The sequence below is a fragment of the Serratia sp. NPDC078593 genome (assembly GCF_050268245.1).
Lineage (GTDB): Bacteria > Pseudomonadota > Gammaproteobacteria > Enterobacterales > Enterobacteriaceae > JBNNGK01.
The window spans coordinates 353,356-376,301 of sequence record NZ_JBNNGK010000003.1; the positions used below are offsets into that span (position 1 = coordinate 353,356).

Here is a 22,946-nt window from a genome sequence, read left to right on the forward strand (position 1 = left end):
GCTGTTAACTGCGCCAGGGAAAGTGATTGGAGAAACAAGTGACGAAGCAAAATAACGACAGTGAAAACGCCTCAATATTAAATAATATACATGATAAGGAAATAGTGGAAAGCCTGAGCCTGGATGAGAAAAAAGACGCTGTCGCGATTATCGGTATAGGCGGGTTCTTCCCAGGCGCCGACTCTATCGAAGAATTTTGCCTCAAGTTGGATATGCAAGCGTCGCTGTTTTCACCGGTGCCTGACAATCATTTTCCCGGGCCGGAAATGCGCGACAGATATGGCGCGTTTTTGCACGATATATCCGGCTTTGATCCTGACATATTCAATATCGGCCCGATGGAGGCCGAGTACATGGATCCCAGGACGCGTTTACTCTTGATGTCGGTGTGGCATACCCTGGAGGACGCCTGTTATTTGCCGCAGCAGCTACGCGACGCCAACGTCGATGTTTATATTGCCTCGGAAGGCGCCGCTTATACGCCGTTTCTCGCTAAGGCTGAGCTTACGAGCTATTCCATATTGGGCATGATGTCCTGGTCTTTACCGAATTACCTCTCGCACGCTTTTCGTTTCAACGGCAAAAGCCTGTATATCGATACGGCCTGTTCCGGCGCCAGCGTGGCTTTGCATCAGGCCAAGGAAGCGTTGTTGCGCGGAGAGACGGATTATGCGCTGGTCGGCGCCGCTAACCTGTTATTCGGCGATGCGCTGGCCGGATCGTATTTGGGTCAGGAATCGCTGGGTATTCTCGGAGGCGAGGCGAGTTGTTTCCCTTTTCAGTCCGATGCCAAAGGCTTTCTGCCCGCCGAAGCGACGGTCACCGTGTTGCTCAAGCGGTTATCCCAGGCTATCGACGATCGGGATAACATCCATGGGGTTATTTTAGGCTCCGCCGTCAACCATACCGGAGGCTACGGCAGCCTCACGATGCCTTCGGCCGAATCACAGGCGAAGGTCATTGTCAGCGCCTATCGTCAAGCCGGTATCGATGTGGATACCCTGGGCTATATTGAAGCTCATGGCGCCTCATCGCTGCTGTCCGATGCCGAAGAAATCAAAGGATTCAAGCGTGCGGATGCGCAATTAGCAACGCGCCTGGCGCCCTCTACGGGCACGCCCTGCAAAATCAGCACGCTTAAACCGAATATGGGGCACGCCAATTCGGCTTCCGGCCTGGTATCGCTGGTCCGTGTGCTGCACGCGTTTAAAACGAGGAAAAAACCGGGGATCAAGGATTTCACCGGCTGCAGTGAAAAAATCAAGCTCGAAGGTTCACGTTTTTACCTCAATGAGGCGACGGAAGAGTGGCCGCCGTTGGTAGATGCCGATGGCCGGGAGATCGCACGCCGGGCCGCGATTAACAACTTTGGCGCGGGTGGAGTTAACGCCCATTTGCTGCTGGAAGCGTTCTCCGGTTACGACGATCGCCGCGAGAGCGCCGGTGATGACGCGCATTCGCAGGAAAAGGGGTACTTTCTGGCGCTGTCGGCGCTGCATGAATGGCAGTGGATTCGCTATGCTGAATCTCTCCTGGCCTTTTTGCAGCGGTCTCCCGACGTCCCTCCGGGCGCGCTGGAATATTTTTATCTGACCGCACGCAATAAGTTTGAGCACCGGGTGGTCTTTCGTTATACCGACATTGAAAATTTGCAAGAGAAGCTGACCCAGTTTATCGCCGCCAAAGGGCAGAAAGCTTACTACCTGAAAAGCGGGGTGCGCGATGAGAATAAGGCGCTCGACATATTTAACCGCCATCACCGGCTATCGGACTTGCTGACGACGCTGGATTGGGAAAATGACAAACGCTTTCTTATCGATCTGTGGGTTCAGGACGTCGACTTCCCGCTGCATCAGACCCTTGGCGCATCGACGTTTAACAAGCTGTCGCTGCCGCGTTACCCTTTTAACCTTGAACATTACTGGAGCGCGGCGGTGTCGCCGTCAGCGCCGCACGGCGGTCGGGGGCATCGGGACATACATCCGTTAGTGCAGCAAAATACGTCGGATTTTTATACTCAGCGCTACAGCAGTTTCTATACCGGCGATGAGTTTTTTCTGGCTGATCATCTGGTTAAAGGCCAGAAAGTGCTGCCTGGGGTGGCCTACCTGGAGTTGGCGCGGGCGGCGCTGGCCGATGCCTTGGGCCAGCCGGCAGCGATCAGGCTGGAAAATATCAGTTGGATACGGCCAATGCGCGTAGAGGCGCCGGGGTTGCACGTTGCTGTCGAACTGCATCCTGAAGGCGATGCGCGCTTCGGCTTTGAGATATACAGCACCGGCGCTTCTGCCGCGGGGAGCGAAAGAGTCACGCATTGCCGCGGGCAGGCCGGGATAGCGCCTGCCGGGGAGCCGGCACCACCTGCAATCGACGTGCGCGCTCTGCAGCGCCAATGCGCCGTCAGGCATCTGGACAGCCAGGCATGTTATGCCGCTTACAGCGCAATGGGCATTCTTCACGGCCCGGCCTATCAGGGCGTGATCTCAATAGATGAGGGCGCTACGCAGGCTATTGCCCGTATCGAATTGCCCGCCTGTGTGGCCAAGAGCCACAGTCAACTCTTTTTACACCCCAGCCTGATGGATTCGGCATTACAAATGGCCGCCGGTTTGCTGGTTGACGCTGAAAACCCTGAATTCGCATTGCCGTTTGCATTGGAACATTTGGACATGTTCCCGCGAGAGGGGGCCAGCGCGTTGCCCGAGTGCCTGTGGGTCTGGGCGCGGTATAAAACCGGGTCTGCTAAAACCGACAAAGTCAAAAAAATGGATTACGACCTGTGCGACGAAGCCGGCCATGTTTGGGTCAGGCTCGGCGGCTTTTCTTCCAGAGAGGTGGACAATGCGCCGCCGGCCGCTGGCCGTACGGAGACGCCAACCGAGACACGACCTTCTGACATGCGCGTCGCGGCGGAAAGCGCCGAGAACAAAGAATTGCAAGACAAGCTGCTCCCCTTGATGCAGCAGTCACTGGCCAGGTTGCGGAAGCTGGAAGCGGGGCGAATCGATCCCCATGCCGAACTGTCTCAGTTTGGTCTGGATTCTATTCAGCTTACGGAGTTTACCAACCTGTTGAATCGCCAATACTCGCTGACGTTGACGCCAACGGTATTCTTCGAATATTCCACCCTGGGGGAGTTTGTGGCTTATCTGGCGCAAGCCCATCCGGCCGCATTCTCGACGCTGCTTACCGCACATGAGCCGCTCGCGCAGCCCGCCGCAGGCGCTGAGCAAGAAAACGGGGGGCAATCACGCGAATCGAGGCACCATGACGAGACAGCGCACGCCCCTCGGACGTTGCCTCGACAAGGGGCGGTCTATCCCTCGGCGCCCATCGCGCCGGCAAACGAGCCGATAGCCATTGTCGGCATGACGGGCCGTTTCCCGATGGCGCGGGATCTGGACGCCTTTTGGGACAACCTAGTGAACGGCAAAGATTGCATCAGCGAGATTCCTGAGCAACGCTGGGACTGGCGGGCACTGTATGGCGATCCCCTGCGTGAAGTGAATAAATGCCAGGTTAAATGGGGTGGATTCATTGATGGTATCGATGAGTTTGATCCTCTGTTTTTCGGCATTTCGCCGAAAGAAGCCGAGCTGATGGACCCTCAACAACGCTTATTGATGACTTACATATGGAACGTCATTGAAGATGCGGGCTACAGCGCCGGCGAAATCTCCGGTACCGACACCGGAATTTTCGTGGGAACCGGCATGAGCGGGTACGGCAGCCTCATCTCAGAGGCCAGGCTCCCCATCGAAGGGTATTCGCTGACCGGCATTGTCCCCTCCGTTGGACCTAACCGAATGAGTTTCTTCCTGAATATTCACGGCCCCAGTGAGCCTGTGGAAACCGCGTGCTCTTCTTCGTTGATCGCCATTCATCGCGCCGTTCAGGCTATCAACGCCGGCGAATGTGAACAGGCCATTGTCGGCGGTGTGAATACGCTGGTAACCCCAGATGGGTATATCAGTTTCAGCAAGGCCGGCATGCTGTGCCAGGACGGCCGCTGCAAAACCTTCTCCAGCGCGGCTAACGGTTATGTGCGAGGAGAAGGCGTCGGTATGCTTTTCCTGCGCAAACTCAGCGTGGCGGAAGCGTCGGGCGATCATATCTATGGCTTGATTCGTTCCAGCGCGGAAAATCACGGCGGCCGGGCCAATTCATTAACGGCGCCCAATCCGAAAGCGCAAGCGGCCTTGCTGAAGCGGGCTTACGCCAAAGCCGGGATCGATCCGCGCAGTATCGGGTACATCGAGGCTCACGGCACAGGAACGCCGTTGGGCGATCCGATAGAGATCGATGGGCTGAAAAGCGCGTTTCAAGACTTATATCGCAAGACGCCGGCGGCGACCGATCTGCACGACCGGCCTCAACACTGCGGTTTGGGCTCGGTAAAGACCAATATCGGCCATTTGGAAATGGCGGCCGGCATTGCCGGCGTGATCAAAGTGTTATTGCAGCTGCAACACAAGACGCTGGTGAAGAGTTTACATTCCGAACAACTCAATTCTTATATCCAACTGGATAACTCGCCCTTTTATGTCGTGCGAGAGAATCAGCCTTGGCTTGCCCCTCAGGATCCCCAGGGGCAGGCGCAACCTCGCCGGGCCGGCGTCAGCTCTTTCGGTTTTGGCGGCGCCAATGCGCATATCGTGCTGGAGGAATACACCGGCGGAATAACGGCAACGGACGAGCGGGGCAAAGAACCTGCGGAACTCGCCATGGTGATCCTCTCGGCAAAGAACGCTGAGCGCCTGATGGCGGCGGCGCAGAATCTGCTCTCCCGGATCACGGCTGAGAACAAGGCGCGGCCGCCGTTGGATGAACTCGCTTATACATTGCAGGTCGGGCGGGATGCGATGGATCAACGGTTGGGGATCCTGGTCTCATCCCTTGACGAACTGGCTGAGAAACTAAGCCAGTTCCTGGCGGGGGAAGAGGCTATCGATGGCCTGTATCGCGGTAATGTCCGACAGAATAAAGACATGCTGGCCATGTTCGTCACGGACGAAGACATGACGGCTACCCTCGATCTTTGGTTCCGTAAGCGTAAGCACGCAAAAATCCTGGCGTTGTGGGTGAAGGGGATGGACGTTGACTGGTATCGGTTATACCCGCAGCAGCGGCCAAAACGCATCAGCCTGCCGACTTATCCGTTCGCGACCGAACAATACTGGATCAACGATGTCCGCCACGCGGCGTTGAGCGTCTGCGCCGCGCAAACGCCAGACGCCGTGCCCGACGATCTCGCCGCGAGCGCAGCGCAGAACCCGGATCGGGCGCAGACGCAGCCAGACGATGACTTCAGCCATGTCGTGCTCTGGGAAACGGATGACACCCCCCAGGAGAGCATCACAGCCTCACCAATGACGGGAACGGTGTTGATTGTCGCGGCGGAGCAGGATATGGCGCTGGAAACTGCGCTGATCGCCAAACTGAGCGGCCAAACTTCGCGCCTGGTGCGTTTCTCCTTGAGCGACGCGGCGACGCGTGAAACGCGGCAGACCGACCCCGATCGCTGGACGTGCGACATCCGGGATGAAAACGCACTCGGCCATTGCCTGGATAACGTCGGCGGCATACAGCATGTCTTTTTCATTGCCGACGGCGCGGATAGCCAACCATCGGCAGATGCGGCAACGCTCACGGCCAGTTTGCAGCGTAACGAGTTGCAGCTGCTGCGTTTGGCAAAATCGCTGCAACAGCGGCTGGCGAAAGAAGATGCAGTAGATTTTACCGTGATTACCCAAGACAACCATGCGTTGTCAGCCGATGAGATCCGTTACCATGGCGCCGGGATTACCGGCCTGGCTTATTCCATCGCTCAGGGAGATCACCGTTTCAGGGTCAGGAATTTGGACGTTTCCCTGCGAGACGTGCAATCGCCCGCGCGACGAGAAAAATTGCTGCAGCAGATCATCAACGAAGCGCCCAGTGAGCGAGGCGAACAAATTCGCCTGTTTTCCGACCGGCGCTACCGACAAACCTTCTTCCGTCTCGATCCTCGCAGTTACAGCGACGAGAACGCCATCAAACATGGCGGCGTCTATCTGATTCTGGGCGGCAGCGGAACGGTGGGTAGTGTCATCACCCGACAACTCTTGCAACATTACCAGGCGAAAGTGATTTGGTTAGGTCGTCAGCCTGATTCCAGCCCTGCGTTGCAAAGCCGGTTGGACGCATTGGCAAGCGTGGGCGAGCGGCCTGAATATTTCCAGGCCGATGCGACGGACCTGGCCTCTTTGCAGTCGGCCCTGGCGCAAATCAAGCGGAAATACCCCCGCATCGACGGTGCGATATTCGCCGGCCTGGTTTTTGACGCCGAGAATGCCATTAGCCAGACCACGGAACAGGCTTTCTGGCAAATACTGCAGGTCAAAGCGTCAGGCAGCCTCAATTTCTACCGGGCGCTCCAGCAGGAATCGTTGGATTTCCTGGTCTATTTCTCTTCCTGTCAGGCCTTCTCGTTTTCCGGCGCCGCGACGCTGTCGGCCTATGCCGCCGGGATTACGTTCTCTGACACGCTGGTACGCACCCTGCAGGCTCAGGCCGGGTATCCGGTGGGAATTATCAATTGGGGATTCTGGCAAGCCTCACTGGCCGGTTTGCCGGCCAGCCAAAGCATTTTCGCATTAAGTGATGCGGAGGGTTTCACCTGTTTTGAGCGTTTTGTCACGCTGCTGCAGCAAAAGCGCCAGGGTCAGTTCGTCTGCCTGAATGCCTCTGCGCCGGTACAGCAACTGATGAATCTGCATCCGCATGAGTCCGTGCTGGTCAGCCATCAACGACAACCTTCACCCGACACTTTTAATCAGGGGCTGATCAATGCCTAAGATCGCTGACAATCAATGGGACACAGAGACTGACGTGTTGTTGCAGTCCCATCATCCTCACGCCATTAATGCCTGGCTGGCTCAACTTCTGTATCTACAGCTCGATCGGCTTGGCGTTTTCTCAGCCTCGGTGCATCAGGATGATTTTACTGAACACGCCGATCGTTGGGGCCTTGACCCTCAGTTCCAGCTCTGGTGGCGCGAGTCGATCAGGCTGTTGCTTGCAGCCGAATTGATCGCCTGGCGAGACGGCGTCCTGGTTTGCCGCGGACCGAGTTCGGAACACGCGGAAGCGGTATGGCGGGCGTGGGATGATTTTCGCGACGGCCATCGTCATGACTCTGCACGCATGACCCAAATGAATCTGGTTGATGCCTGTTTGCGTAATCTGCCACAGATCCTGACCGGCGGGCTGCCGGCGACGGAAGTGCTATTCCCCAATGCGTCGATGGAAAAAGTCGAAGGGATTTATAAGGATAATCCGGTTTCAGATTTGTTTAATCGGGTATTGACGAAAACCGTCAGCGACTATGTGAGCGGCGTGTTGCGCCTGGAACGCGAAGCGCAATTGAATCTGGTCGAGATCGGCGCCGGCACCGGTGGCACAACGGCCATGGTGTTACCGGCGCTGATGACGCACCAACGCAATATTCAACAATATTTGTATACGGATCTCTCGCAAGCCTTTTTGATGCATGCCCGGCGTTGTTATGGACCCACTTGCCCGTTTCTTGATTATGCATTGTGGGATATTGAGCAACCCCTGGCGACGCAGCCGATCCCTCCTGCGTCTTTTGATGTGGCGATCGCGACCAATGTTCTCCACGCCACCAAGGATATCCGGAGCACGCTGCGCCATTGCAAAGCCGCCTTGCGCAATGGCGGCATGGTGATCATCAATGAACTGAGCGATAAATCCGTGTTTACGCATTTGACGTTCGGGCTACTCAAAGGCTGGTGGTTACATCAGGACACCGCGTTGCGCATTGAAGGCAGCCCGGCGATAGCGCCTGATACCTGGCGAGAAATTCTGGAAGAAGAGGGGTTTCATTCGGTTGAGTTTCCGGCGCAGAAAGCGCATGCGTTGGGACAAACCATTATTGTTGCCTTCAGCAACGGCGTCATTCGACAGCAAGCGCCGCTGTCGAAGAAAAGAAATCAGCCTGCAAAACAACAGGCGACCCCGCGTCCCGCCGCACCGGCTTCGGCGCCCGAGGCCGGCCTAACCGAAGAGCGCATGGTGGCGCACATCAGCGAGGTGATCCTGTCTGCTCTGGCGCAAGCGGTGAACCTTTCTCCTGAGCAGATCGATGCCGAAACCGCCTTCTCCGAATACGGTATTGACTCCATTCTGACGGTTAATTTCACCAATAAAATTAACGAATTAATTGGCGTCCGCCTGAACCCGGCCGCGCTTTACGATTACCGTTCTGTCGCCTCGTTGAGCGGCCATATCCACCGCAGCGCCAGTGAGGCAGTGCGCGCCTCGCTGGCCGCCTCCAGCGCCCACGAGGGCGGCGAGGCGGTTCCGGCGCATACGGACAAGAAAGGGCCGGCCGCCGCACGCAGTACGCACGATGAAAACAAACTGAAATATATTACGGACAGCGTGATTGACGTGCTGGCAAAGACGGTCAACCTGCAGCCCGAGCGTATCGATGAGCAGACGGCATTGTCGGATTTTGGTATTGATTCGATTCTCAGCGTTAACTTTATCAATCAGATCAATCAATCACTGGGGATCGCGCTAAACCCGGCGGTGCTCTATGACTATGCGACGATAGAAGCCTTAAGCGCGCATATCTGCCGGACTTATCCCGAGCTGCACGTTATTGCTGAACCTCTCGCCGCGCCGCAACCGCAACCCCCTTCAGACCGGCGCCGAGAGCCGGTGCCGCCGATCGCCGCACCAGAGGCGAAAGCCTCCGGGCAGCGGCACGTCGAATCTGATGCCATCGCGGTGATCGGCATGGCGGGGCAGTTCCCCGGCGCCGAAGATATCCAGGGTTTCTGGGACAATCTTGCGGCAGATAATGCCGGGATTGAAGCCTTGCCTCACCATTATTTGGATCCCGCGAGATATTCTGCCGATACGGACAAAGACGCGGCCATCCGAGACGGAAAAACCTATTGCAAGTGGGGCGGTATCGTTAAAGACCGGGACTGTTTCGATGCCGGGTTTTTCCGCATTTCCGAGCAGGATGCCCTGTCGATGAGCCCTCACCAGCGCCTGGTGCTGCAGGAAAGCTGGAAGGCGCTGGAAGATGCCGGCTATAACCCCAAAGCGCTGTCCGGCGCCAACGCGGGCGTGTTTATTGGCGCGGAGCCCGCCAATTACCAGCAGGGTTCTTTTGTTGGATCGTCCGAGGCGATCATCGCGTCACGCGTCTCCTATTTTCTGGATCTGAAGGGCCCGGCACTGGTGGTAAATACCGGCTGTTCATCTTCAGCCGTGGCGATACACCTGGCGTGTGAAAGCCTGCGTCGCCGGGAGACGGAGCTTGCACTGGCCGGCGGCGTCTTTACGGCGCTGGATGCCGACGCGCTGGCGAGTCTGTCCGGTATTGGACTGTTGTCCCACAAGGCGGTATGCCCCATTTTTGACCAGGAAGCTGACGGTATGCTGCTGTCGGAAGGGATTGGGCTGGTCGTGCTGAAAAGGCTGGAGCAAGCCATTGCGGACGGCGATCCCATCCACGCCGTCATCCGCGCCTCGGGGATCAATCAGGATGGCGCCAGCAACGGCATCACGGCACCGAGCGGAACCGCGCAGCAACAATTACTGGAACAGGTCTATCATAAGTATCGCATTAACCCCGAAGAGCTCAGCTACCTTGAAGCTCATGCCACCGGCGGAAAATTGGGCGATACCATTGAGGTTAATGCGCTGGTGCGCGCGTTTAAAGCGCTGACCGCAAAGCAGCATTTCTGCGCCCTGGGCAGCGTGAAATCGCATATTGGCCATACTTCTGCCGCGTCAGGCGTGATTGGGCTGATAAAAATCGTGCTGTCGATGCGCCATCGTCATCTGCCGGGTTTGAAAGATTATCGGCAAATCAACCCATTATTCGAATTGCAGGACTCCGCATTTTATCTTCAGAGCTCGGCCTCCGCCTGGCACGGCCACGGCGATAAACCCCGCTTGGCGGCTCTGAATTCTTTCGGCCACAGCGGAACCAACGCCCATTTGGTCATCGAAGAGTATGTCGCGACGCAAGCGGTGGCCGAACCGGCCAACGCCGGTTGGATGATTCCTCTGTCGGCCAAAACGCCGGACCGTCTGTACGCGCAGGCAGAGGCGCTGAGCACCTGGCTGGAGACGATGGGGCGACAAGGCCGCGAGAGCGAAGAGAATGCCCGCGCCTTCATGCAATCTATGGCGTACACGTTGCAAATCGGGCGAGAAGCGATGCCGGAACGTTTCTTGATGATCGTGCACGATCATCGTGACTGCCTGCGGCAGCTACAGGCATTTTGCCGCCGGCAAACCGCGACAAGCCATGCTGCGAATGCCGCCAGGAAGCAGCCGCCGTTAAGCGCTGAGGCTTATCAAGATCGCGGTTTGCACCGGCTTTCCCATGCCGAGCTGGAGACTATCGGCCACGCCTGGTTGCAGGGCCGCCCCGTTAATTGGCAAAGTTTTTATTCGTCGGCGCCTAAAAGAATTCACTTGCCTGGCTATCGCTTTGCGAAAGCCGTTTTCCGCGCGTCGGATTCCGGCTTCACCGAAAAAAACCGGCCAGCGGGCAGCGCAATTGCCGACGGCCATTATCCGATTGGGAAAGTGGGCTTATTTAGGGCCGGGCATCCCTGGAGCCGGCCTTTTAATCGCCATCATCCCGTTTTACGCCATCACAAGGCATTCGGCCAATCGCTGATGCCCGGTCTGGCATACATCGATCTGCTGTTCCAATTTTTCCATCGCCAGGGCATGGATTATCGGCGGTTGGAAATGCGTAATCTGGTGATCCACCATCCCCTGACCATTGCCGACGATTACGCGGTGGAGGCGCACATCAGTTGCCAAAAACATGAACAAGGGTACTGGCAGCTTCGCGTTGAAGGCTACGAAGTGTTTGATGATCATCGGCAGTCAGAACTGAAGACCTATATGAGTGCGGAAATGCACTCGGTTCAGGCGGCACCGTTTGATGAAACACTTGATTTAACCCCGTTGAAACAGGGCGCCACCGGGCGGTTGGGGCTACGGGAAGCCTATGAGACCTTTGGCGGAACCGATATTCGCCACAGCGGGCCGATGGTTGGCGACGGCGTAATTTATCACCTGCCTATGGCAAATCTGATCGATATTGCCGTGCCTGAAGAACCCTTGCCCGGCGCCGAAGACTATCTGTTCCATCCGGTGTTGATCGACGGGAGCGCCATCGGCTCCGGTAGCCTGTTTCTGGAGCAGAACGCGCAGCAGGATATCTTCTTGCCGCTTTATTACGAATCTTTCCGGGCGACGTCGCCATTATCGGCACAGTGTATTACCCGGATCGGCCGCGACTCGCTGAAACAAACTCCGCAGCTCTCGTACCTGACCATGGAGTTCTTTACGCCCCACGGAGAAAAGATTGGCGAGCTGAAAAATTTCACCTGCAAGCGCGTGCGCGACGCCGCGGCGATCAACGCATCACAACCTCACGCCGACGTGACGACGCAGGCCGCTGCCGCCGTCATGTCCGCCGATCTCATTGAGCCTATGAAAAATGAAACCCTGTCTGTAACCGCATCCATCGTCGCGGATACGCATGATTCAGCATTGGAATGCGCTGAGCAGCGAGTGAAAAAGATCCTGGCGGATACGCTGACGAAAAGCCCTGAAGAGATTGAAACCGATATCGGTTATTACGAGTTGGGTTTGGACTCCGCCGGGCTGTTGCATATGGTGAAGTTACTGGAACAGTCGCTCAAGGTGAAATTGAACCCGACGGTACTGTTTGAATATGCCAACGTCGGTGAACTCGCCGCGTATTTGCTTGAGCAGTATCCGATGTCGTTCCTCGCGGCGGATAAGGCAAGCGCCGCACAGGGGGACGTTTCTCCCCAGACGCAAAATGCCGGCATTTCAACGAGCGAGATCCAAACGGATGCCGCAGCGAACAACGCGAAACAGCAAGCGTCTCGTTCATCTGCCGACATGCGGCAACCCGCGGCAAGCGGCGATGAAGATATCGCGGTGATCGGGATTGCGGGGCGATACCCCGGAGCACAGGACATGGCGGAGTTTTGGGCTAATCTCAACGCCGGCAAGGATTCCGTGACGGAAATTCCCGCAGAGAGATGGCGGAAAGAGGTATTGGATGGCGTCGCTTCGCCTTCGGGCCGCCCGATTTCACGCTGGGGTGGATTTATCGACGATGTGGACTGTTTCGACGCCCAGTTCTTCCGCGTATCCCCCCGAGAAGCGCAATGGCTCAACCCTCAAGAGAGATTGTTCCTGGAAACCTGCTGGACGGCGATCGAGGATGCAGGTTACACGCCGGAGACGCTGGTGGCTGAAGAGGGGCCCAATAAACGGCGCGACGTCGGCGTCTTTGTGGGGGTAATGCATAACGATTACGCCCTGATTGCTGCGGAAATCGTCAATCGCGGGCAGGTCATGCCGCTGTCGATGAATCATGCCCCCATCGCTAACAGGGTCTCTTATTTTTGCGGCTTCCACGGGCCTTCTTTTGCCATCGACACGGTTTGTTCCTCTTCCCTGACGGCGCTTCATTTGGCTCTGGAAAGTTTGCACCGGGGGGAAAGCAAGGTCGCGATAGCCGGCGGCGTTAATCTGTCCTTGCATCCTTACAAGTACATGACCTATGGGCTGGCGGACATGTACTCCAGCGATGGACGCTGCCGGACGTTCGGCGACGGCGGGAACGGTTTCGTCTCCGGGGAAGGGGTTGGCGCGGTCTTGCTTAAACCGCTTTCTCAGGCGCTCAAGGACCGGGACAATATTTATGCGTTAATCAAGGGCAGCGCCATCAACCATGTGGGGCAAGTGAGCGGCATTACCGTTCCCAGCCCGGTGGCACAGGCTGATTTGATGCTGCGCTGTTACGAAAAGACCGGCATCGATCCACGCACCATCAGCTATATCGAGGCGCATGGCACCGGAACGGCGCTGGGCGATCCGATCGAAATTCAGGGGTTGGTCAAAGCCTTTAGGCAACATACCCCCGACAAGCAGTTTTGCGCGATAGGCTCGGTGAAATCCAACATCGGTCATGCGGAGTCTGCAGCGGGCATCAGCGGGCTCAGTAAAGTGATCCTTCAACTGCATCATAAAATGCTGGTGCCCTCACTGTTGCATGCAGAACAGGTGAATCCTTATCTGGAACTGGAGCATTCACCTTTCTATATTCAGCGCGAGGCGAAGGCGTGGGAGCAGCCAAGGGTGGAACACAACGGTGAAGCGATCGCCGTGCCCCGGCGTGCCGGGATCAGTTCATTTGGCGCCACCGGGTCGAATGCGCACCTGATCGTCGAAGAATTTCTGCCGCCGGTCTCCCACCGAGCGGCGAGTGCTCAGCCGCTGATCGTGCCTTTGTCAGCGAAAAATGAAGACAGGCTGCGGGTTATGGCGGGAAATTTGGCTCAATTCCTGGCGAACCACCCGAATCTCGACGGACTGCCTCCTGAAGATCTGGCCTTTACACTCCAGGTGGGCCGCCGGTCATTGGAAGAGCGCGTTGTGTTTGTCGTACAGGATCTCAGGGAGCTGGAACAGAAACTGGCGGCTTTTGCCACAGAAGCCGTTTTGCCTGAGCAGAGCTGGCGGGGAAGTGCCGGCAGCAACGGCAAAGACAGCGCCCGCAGCGGCGGTTTTCTCTCGGCGGACGACAGCGCCGCGCTGCTTCAACGCTGGATAGCGCAAAACGCCGTTCACAAAATCGCCCGTTTTTGGGTTGAAGGCTTTAGGGTGGACTGGCCTCAGTTATACCCGCTGGCGACACCTTGCCGCATTAGCCTGCCAGGCTATCCGTTTGCCAGAGAGAAGCATTGGCTTCCCGCACCGGACGACTTGGGGCGGATCGCTCACGCCGCATCGGCAGCCTCTTCGGACGAGACGGCCGCGCCAGGTTCAGCGCCTGTCAGCCCGGAAGAGCCCGAGAGGCTGATGCTGTTTACGGAGTCGTGGCATAAGATGCCTGCGCCGGCCGCACCCCGGCCGCCCCGAGACTTCAACACGCTGATCTGCTTCTTGTCGCAGCCGGAAAGCCAGCATTTGCTGCGATTGCACATGAAGACGCTGGCGCCGCAAACCGAAGTGGTGTTTGTTTCCCGCGAGCCGGAACGCCGCGCAGAACGCGTTTTCTCGCTGCCGCATGCGGGCGCGGAACAGGAACAGACGGAGAACTATCACCGCTGCTTCACCCAGTTGAAATCGGCGCAGATCGACCCTCAGCGCAGCGCAATCCTGTATCTATGGCCGTTGGAAGAGCGCGGCCATTTGCCGGATTATGCCGCGCTGCATCATCTTCTGTCTTCGATGGTGAAAACAGGCATGGCGCCACAACGTCTGTTGTTGGCCGGCGCCAGCCACTATTCGCTTGGCCGGGCCTATCTAGAGTCGTGGATTGGCATCGAGCGTTCCCTGACGGCCGCATTGCCGTCCACGCAATGCGCCATTGCCGCCAGCGTTGTTTCAGGCGCCGATGCGGCAGATGAAAGCGTGGTGTTGGCCGCACACGCCGTCACCGAGCTCTCTCTCTCTCGGCTTTATCAGCAAATAACGGCGCAAGATTTTGAAAGCGTTTGCTATGAAAATGAAGAACGGCACGTCCTGCAGGTTCAACCTGGCCCCGCGTCTCTGACGGGGCCGGAGGAAACGGGGATAAAGCAAGGGGGCACCTACCTGATCACCGGCGGGTTCGGCGGTCTGGGCTTGATTTTCGCCCGATACCTGGCACAGCGTTATTCCGCCCGGTTGATTCTGACTGGCCGCACCGCCATGAATGCGGAACGGGGCGCGGTGGTTGACGAGTTGGTTCGGTTGGGGGGACAAGTGCATTACATCCAGGCGGATGTGTGTGATGCCAGCGCCATGCGTTTTAATCTGGCGCAGGCCAGACAAGCGATGGGGGCGATCCTTGGCGTGATTCACGCCGCCGGTATTGAAGCCGGGGAACCTGTGTTTGCCAAATCTCGTCAGGCATTCGAAGCGGTCCTGCAGCCGAAAGTGGATGGGCCGCAAATAGTAGACGAATTGCTCACGCAGGATCCGCTGGATTTTGTCTGCTATTTTTCCTCCAGCGCTGCATTCTTGGGCGATTTCGGTTCTTGCGATTACGCGATGGGAAACCGTTTCCTGATGAGCTTTGGCAAGCACCGCATGGCGCAGGTGAAACAAGGCCATCTTCGCGGCAAAACCTTGATTATCAACTGGCCATTCTGGGCCGAAGGGAAAATGGGCGCTCACGACAAAGAAAGCGCTGGCTTCTATCTCAGCGCGACTGGACAGCGGGCACTTAACAGTGCGGAAGGGCTGCAGGTCTTCGAGCAGTTGTTGCAGCAAGGTGAGGGGCAATATCTGGTTATTGCTGGAAAGCCCGCTCGCGCCGCCCAGTTATTGGGATTGGATAAACACAGGGTGGCCGGACCGGCCCCGGATCCTGATTCGGCCAGCCCGTCGCACGATGTCGCTGGCACGGGCGATCTGCAACAACCGGCGCTCCCTGCCGGAAAAACGACCGATATTCGCGCCGAAGTCAGCCACATACTGAAAACGCTGATCCATCGCTTGCTCGGCACTCCGCTTGATCGGATCGGGTTGGACAGCGGCTTTGCCGATTTCGGTTTTGATTCGATCACGCTGGCGTCATTTTCCCGGGAATTGAGTCAGCGTTTTAATCTCGACATTACGCCAACGGTGCTCTTCGGCCACTCCTCGGTTAAACGGTTAACGGAATACTTTTGCCGTGAACACGCATCGGTGCTGCATGACATGCTGTCGCCTCACATAGCCGAGGACACCGGTGCTGCCGCCATACCCTTGGTTCAGCCGCCGCCTGAAGCGGCCTCTGCGACAGCGCCGCACCGCGAGATCGGGGCCGCTGAGGAGCCGATCGCCATCATCGGCATGAGCGGGCGTTTTCCGCAGGCGGACAGCATCGACGAATTCTGGGATGCGTTGATTCAGGGGAAAAGTGGTATCGGCGAGATGTCTGAGCCGCGTTGGGACTGGGGCGCCGTCACCGACAATGGAGCGGTTGTTCCGCAATGGGGCGCGTTCATGACGGATATCATGCGGTTTGATGCCGCTTTCTTTGATATCGCGCCGAAAGAGGCGATGGACATGGACCCCAGACAGCGAATTTTTCTGCAAGAGGCCTGGCGCACGTTTGAAGATGCAGGTTACATGGGGCCACGCATCCGCGGCATGTCTTGCGGCGTGTATGTCGGGGCGGAAGAAAGCGATTATGGCATGCTTGTCGGCGAGCAAGGGTCGATAAATGGCAATCAGAATGCCACGCTGGCGGCGCGGATTTCATATGCGCTGGATCTGAAAGGGCCTAACCTGGCCCTGACCGCGGCTTGCGCATCGGGCTTGGTCGCCGTTCATCAGGCCTGCCTGGCGTTGCGCCAGGGAGATTGCGAGATGGCGCTGGCAGGGGGGATCAACCTGTTAATGACGCCGTGGGTGTATCAGAGCATGCATCGGAGCGGGATGCTGTCGCCTGACGGCAACGCCAGCGTATTTGATCAGCGCGCCAACGGGCTGGTGCCGGGAGAGGCGGTTGCGGCGGTATTGCTGAAGCCCTTGTCAAAGGCCAAAGCCGATGGCGATCGGATCTATGGCTGCATTAAAGCCAGCGGTGTGAATTACGATGGGAAAACCAATGGCATCACGGCGCCGAATCCGCTGCGTCAGGCTGAATTGCTGAAAAATATCTATGACCGCTATCGGATTGATCCCCGCGCGATTCAATACGTTATCTCCCATAGCACCGGTTCGCAGTTGGGGGATCCGCTTGAAGTTCAAGCGCTGGCCGATGCCTTCGCCGGTGGCGGTGACGATCCCCATCGCTGCGTGCTAGGCTCGATTAAACCGCTTATCGGCCATACTTTTGCCGCTTCCGGCGTGGTCAGTCTCATCGCCATGCTGAAAGCCATAACGCATCAGACGATGCCGGCGACCCATCGCTTTGAAACATGCAACCGCTACATCAATCTGGAGCGAACCCCCTTTACCATCGAACGACAGAATCAGCCCTGGCTGCGCCGGGGTATGCAGCCCAGACTGGGTGCCATCAGCGCGACGGGGATCAGCGGAACCAATGCGCATGCGGTGATTGAAGAATATATTGCAGACGACCCCGAATCCGGGCAGGCGTCAAAAACGCCGTTGTCGGCAGGGGCCGCCGCGCATTCCACGATCGTGCCAATTTCGGCAAAAACCGCCGAAGCGCTGCGAGCCTATGTCCAGGCCTGCGCGCAATTTCTCCGGGATCAGCCGGCAACGCGGCTTGATAGGCTGGCCTATAGCCTGCAAACCGGGCGAGATGCCATGGCGCAACGCGTCGCCTTTGTCGCAGCGGATAGCGCAGAACTGCACGAACAGTTAGCGCAGTTTATTGCCGGCCAGGCTGCGCCGGGCGTTTATCACATTAGTGCGCAAAATGGTGACAATGTCACAAATTCACAGGCGTGGGGGGATGAAAACTCGGTGCCGCCTGAACAAATTCAGGCATGGATCGCAGCACGCCAATGGCAAGCATTAGCCGACGCCTGGAGCCGCGGCGCTGAAATCGATTGGTTTGAATTATACCGAGAGGCACGGCCACCGCAGCGCAGCGCGGGGCCAGTCTATCCTTTCCAGGGCAAGCGTTACTGGGCCACTCTCTCGCCCACAATGCAGCGCGGGCCTGCTGTTGTGCATACGCAAACGGCCGAGGCAGCAAGCGATGCAACGATGGGCGAAAGCAAAACGTCGTCGCTTGACGCCATCACGCGTCAGGTTCGTTCTTTACTGATACAGACGCTGTATTTTGAGGAGGCTGATGTTGCCAACCATCAACCGTTTACCGAACTAGGGTTAAATTCAATCAATGCAGTTGGCTTTATTGAAGCCCTTAACCGGTCATTAGCGGCCGGGGTGACGATTAATGCAATTTTTGAGTATCCCAGCATTGATGCCCTGTCAGCATATTTGCACGCCTTGCCGCGTGGCCGCCTTGCCTCGGCGGCTTCCGATGGCACGAATGGCCAGGCCGAAAGCATGGAAGCCGCGCCGGCACTGAGCGCTGAACAAGGCGCCGCCGCCCGCGGCCGGCAAATGGGAAAGGCCTGGTTGAAACAGTACCCGGAGTGCATTCCTCTCAGCCGACAACTGCGCGCCGGCGATGAGCGGGAACATGACCGCTCTCGGTTCTGGATCCACCCGCTGACGGGGTCTACCGGCTTATATCTGAAGGTGGCTGAAAATCTGGGCGATGACTACGCCATATGGGGTATTCATTCGCGCGGTTTCCTGACCCGGTTCTCGCCGCTGAAAAGCATTGAAAGCATGGCGAATTACTATATTGAAATTCTTCAAGCCGGCAACGCCACCGGGCCTTATGAACTGGCAGGCTATTCCATGGGCGGGATTATCGCTTATGAAATGGCCCGGCAACTGCAACTGGCGGGCTACCGGGTTTCGAGCCTGATCCTGCTGGAGCCGCCGTTCCCGCAACCCGAGCCTCTGCGCCAGTCGTCGCCATTTGATTATCGCGACGCCTTGTTGATGAGCGCGAATTTCTTTTTGCACTATAGTTTGAAAGAAATTTTGGCGTCGGGGCAGGTAGCGTTTGAAAGCCTTGCCTACAGGGAGCAGGAATTAATGGGCATTGACGCCGATAAACTGGCGGCGTGGCTGGCTGAGGGGTGCCTCAGAAAAGGTGTGGCGCAGCCGTTGCCGGTGGTGCAAGAAAAAATCGAGAATATGGCTCAGATCCTGAAGCACAACCGCGAAGCCATGGCGGCCTACGTGGTGAAAGCGTTACCGAAAGCCCATGATATCGATTTGCACTACATGACCCTGAGCCCATCGTCAAACGATGAGCAGCCAGACACGGGGAGTGCGTCGTCCGCTTTAGCTGAAAACAATCGCCATGTTCTGGGCGAAGCGCTCACCCATGACGAGAGTCATTGTCAGCGATGGTTAGACTATCTGCCTGGTGCTCAAGTGTTTCGCAGCCGGGCCAAAGACCATTTTCACCTGTTGTCTGAACGCGAAAGCGTAGCCATGATCTCCGACCGCTGCCGGACGATTTATCAGAACGCCTCTGCGAGAAAAACAACCGTGGCCGATGCGGAAGAACCTGTGGCGAGGCCGCGTCAACCGGGGCGAGAGCGTATTGCGATTATCGGGATGTCCGGGCAGTTCCCCGGCGCCCGAAATGCGGATGAACTCTGGCGGCTGCTCGAGCAGGGCCAATCCGCGTTTACGCCGCCGCCGGATGATCGCGGTTGGTCTGCCGGCCAGTATGAAGGCTACGGCGCTTTTCTCACGGAGATAAAATCCTTCGACCCGCTGTTTTTCAACATGTCACCGCAAGAGGCGTCGATGCTGGACCCTTGCGAACGGCTGTTCTTACAGGAAAGCTGGAAAGCGATTGAGGATGCGGGAATACGGCCTGATGCGCTCTCCGGCGGGCGTTGGGGCGTTTTCTGCGGCAGCGGGGGCGACTATACGCTGCGCTTTGCCGCAGGCGAGCACTTCGCGCCGAATATCACGCTGTCCCAGATCCCGGGGCGCGTCTCTTACAGCCTGGACCTGAAGGGGCCTTGTCTCTCCGTAGAGGCCGGCTGTGCGTCATCGTTGCTGTCTATCGCGCAGGCTTGCGACCATTTAGCGCAGGGGCAATGTGACGTGGCCATTGCCGGAGGGGCGCAGATTTACTCCACGCCGAATATGTTGATCAGCGCTTCCCGTTTTGGGCTGTTATCGCAGGCGGATCGCGGTGGCGCATTTTCGACGTGCGCCAGCGGCATGATGCCCGGTGAATCGGTGGGGGTGATTATTTTGAAACCTCTGTCGTTGGCATTAGCGCAGGGGGATCGCATCCACGGTGTGATCGAAGGCTGGGGCAGCAACCACAATGGCCGAACCCACGGGATTATGGCCCCGAGCGCCAAGGCGCAGGTGGCGCTATTGTCCGATACTTATCAACGGTTTGATATCCGTCCGGAGAGCATTACGCTGGTGGAAGCCCATGCCACGGGAATGCCCGCCGCAGATACGGCGGAAATCGCCGCCCTGAGCCAAGTGTTTCGAGGTCAGGAACGTGCGCGTCAATCCTGTGCGCTGGGTAGCGTTGAAAACAACATTGGCCATGCGTTTCACAGCTCGGGAATTAATCACCTGTTCAAGGTGTTGTTGGCGCTCAAGCACCGGGCGATTCCCGGCACGCCGAATACCGAAGACCGCGAGGTGCTGCCTGCGCTGGAAGACGGCCCGTTTTATATCAATTCGGCAACGGTTCCCTGGCAGCCGGAAGCAGGGCAAGCACGTCGGGCCGCAATCAGTTCATTTGGGGCTACGGGGATCAATGTTCATCTTGTTATCGCCGAGCCTGATTCAAACGGGGAAGCGCGTGAAAAAGGGCAGGATGGTAGCCTTTCATTGGCCACCTCGCGATTGGAATGCGCCAGGCCTGTGTACCTCGCACTGTCGGGAAAGAATGAAAGGGCCCTGCAGCAACGTTGTCGTGAGTTGCAAAAGTTTGTGCAGGCCAGGCCAGAATTGGACCTGCAACAGTTGGCGGCCAACTTGTTGTTGCGCAGAACGCATTTCGCCTACCGCTGCGCCTGCGTGGTTTCTGGCGTCGAAGAATTACGCTATTTTCTGGCGCAGGTGGTAGCGGGTGCGGTTTTAACCCCGGCGGACCCAGGTTACCGGGGCAAAGCGGCGCCAGGCGGGCAACGATTGGCGGAGCATGCGGCCTCATCCTCCGTCGCGTGCGTTCGGCAAGCCATTCAGGATCCGAGCGATAGCGGGAATTGGTTGAGGTTAGCTAGGCTTTATGTCGATGGCGTAGACTTCATGACCCAGGATTTCCACGCTGGGGCCAATATCGCTCAGGCGTTCTCTTCGGCGGAGAAATTCCCGTTGTCGTTGCCAACCTATCCGTTTGACGCGCGTTTATGCTGGGCCGGCAACGCCGAACCTGCACCTGTAGGCAAATCATCGGCAGATCTTGCGCCCGAGCAGACGCCAGCGCCGGCGGCTGCCCAGCCGATCGTGCAAAAATTGCTCGGCATTCTGGCGGAACTGGCTGGCCTCGCCAGCACAGAAATTGATCCGGATGAGCCGATAACGCACTACGGCATCGATTCATTGTTGGGGTTGCGTTTGCTTAACCGGATCAACTCAGCGTTTGTCACGGCATTCGATGCCGAGCTGCTGACCCGCGGCACGCTTCGGGCGATTGCCGGGGAGATTGCCGCTCATCCGCTCTCCGCGCCGGTGGCGGTGCCGCAAGACGCCGCAAGCGCGTCGCGCCCAGCCTATATTCAATCGGCCTCGCTGGCGATACGACGGACGGCTGCCTTGACTGCCGATGAGTTGACCTTGGCGCGTGCCGAGTTGGGCCGACTATTGCAGCAGGGCGTTGGCGTCTGGAAAGACTCAGCCCATCTGCATGTCGAGTTTAACCGCAATGCCCCCTGCGCCCGACAGGCGCTGGAACACGCGAATCAGGCGGATATTTTGGGGATGTCTCTGGAAGAGGGAGTGCGTTACTACCCGACCAGCCACATCCAGGCATTCGTTCTGCATGAAACCGAGGTGAAAAAACGCGCAACATTTAATATCGGCCAAGGCTTTTGGCTCGAGATGCCCATCGATCTGGCGCTGTTGAATCAGGCATTGAACGACATGGCGCGCCGCCACGCGATTTTGAGAACCGGCGCCGAACTGGTCGCGCAACAGTGGGCGCAGGTCGTGCATGAGGCCTTAACGCTGGAATGCCGGGAAATCTGTTGGCCTCATATCAACGATCGGGCAACGTTTGAACAGAGATTCGCGCTATTCCAGCAGTCGGTGAACATGGCGCTGTTCCACGCGGAACGGATGCCGATGTTTGATGTGTATCTTGTCCATAATGGCGCAGATCTGGGCGCGATTTATCTGGTGACGCATCACTTCCATGCCGATGGTTTTACCTTGTTCATGCTGCTGCAAGAGCTCTATCTCCGCTATACCGCGCTGCTCAGCGACACCGAGTTCGTTTGCGACAAACCCACGGCTGAATATGCGCATTTCGCCTTGAGCCAGTTTGGCGAACATCGGGATAGCGCGACTGCATATTGGTTGAGCCAGTTACGCGACAAACGCGTGCCCTTTGTGCTGCGCGACAAAGACATCGCACGCCAAGACCCGTCAAACAAAGCCGGAAACGTTGGAAAGGCGGGGGTTTATCATCTGCAAGTCTCGGATGAGATGCTTGGCCAATTGCAGGCATCAAATCGCCGCCATAAGACCACGCTCACACAGCTCGCGACCTGTGCCTTGGCGGTGCTGACGTATCGCATTACCGGCGTGAACATACCGATCCAAATGGCGTACAACCTCAGAGACCGATATGAATTTGAGCCGATATGCGGCGACTTCTCGTCATCGGTTCCCCTGGTATTAACGCTTCAGCCTCACTTCAACCTACAACACGTGTGGCGCACCTATGAAAACGCCATCCTGCAGGTGCAAAAATATAAGCACTTTGATTTTGTTGCCCTGCATCGGCAACTCGTCCTCGCAGAGAGCGCTGCCCACGAACACACCCTATTGGGCAGCCTAGCGGTCGACAGTAATGATCGGGACAGCTTCGTTGAGGTCACGGCTTTCGCCCGAAAATTGCTGCCGATGTCGCTGGAAGAAAGGGAGCCCTCAGCCCCCTTGTTAATGGGATTGTTGAAGACAAACGGCGTGCTGAGCCTGCCGTTCGTCTATGACCGCAGGTATTTCTCGCCGGATCTGATTCAGGTACTTGCTGAGCACGTAGGCTTTTTATTGACGCTGATGGTGGAACAACCGGAATTGAACGTGGAGGACATTCCCGTTCCCGAAATGCTGATCGACCGTTTGTCGCCGGAGGCGATGGCGGCTTTGGATGTTTAGCGCCAACGAAGGGC

The 22,946-nt window shown here is 57.4% G+C and carries 2 protein-coding genes; both read left to right on the plus strand.

The annotated features are described in order from the left end of the window. The first annotated feature begins 38 nt into the window (after window positions 1-38). Window positions 39-6,836, plus strand: a complete 6,798-nt coding sequence (locus tag ACQKDS_RS05620) for an SDR family NAD(P)-dependent oxidoreductase (protein WP_399666278.1) — start codon at window positions 39-41, stop codon at window positions 6,834-6,836. After that, window positions 6,829-22,932 (plus strand): SDR family NAD(P)-dependent oxidoreductase, encoded by a 16,104-nt coding sequence (locus ACQKDS_RS05625; protein WP_399666275.1) that lies wholly within the window; start codon window positions 6,829-6,831, stop codon window positions 22,930-22,932. The genes ACQKDS_RS05620 and ACQKDS_RS05625 overlap by 8 nt, the downstream gene beginning before the upstream one ends. Window positions 22,933-22,946: the final 14 nt, after the last annotated feature.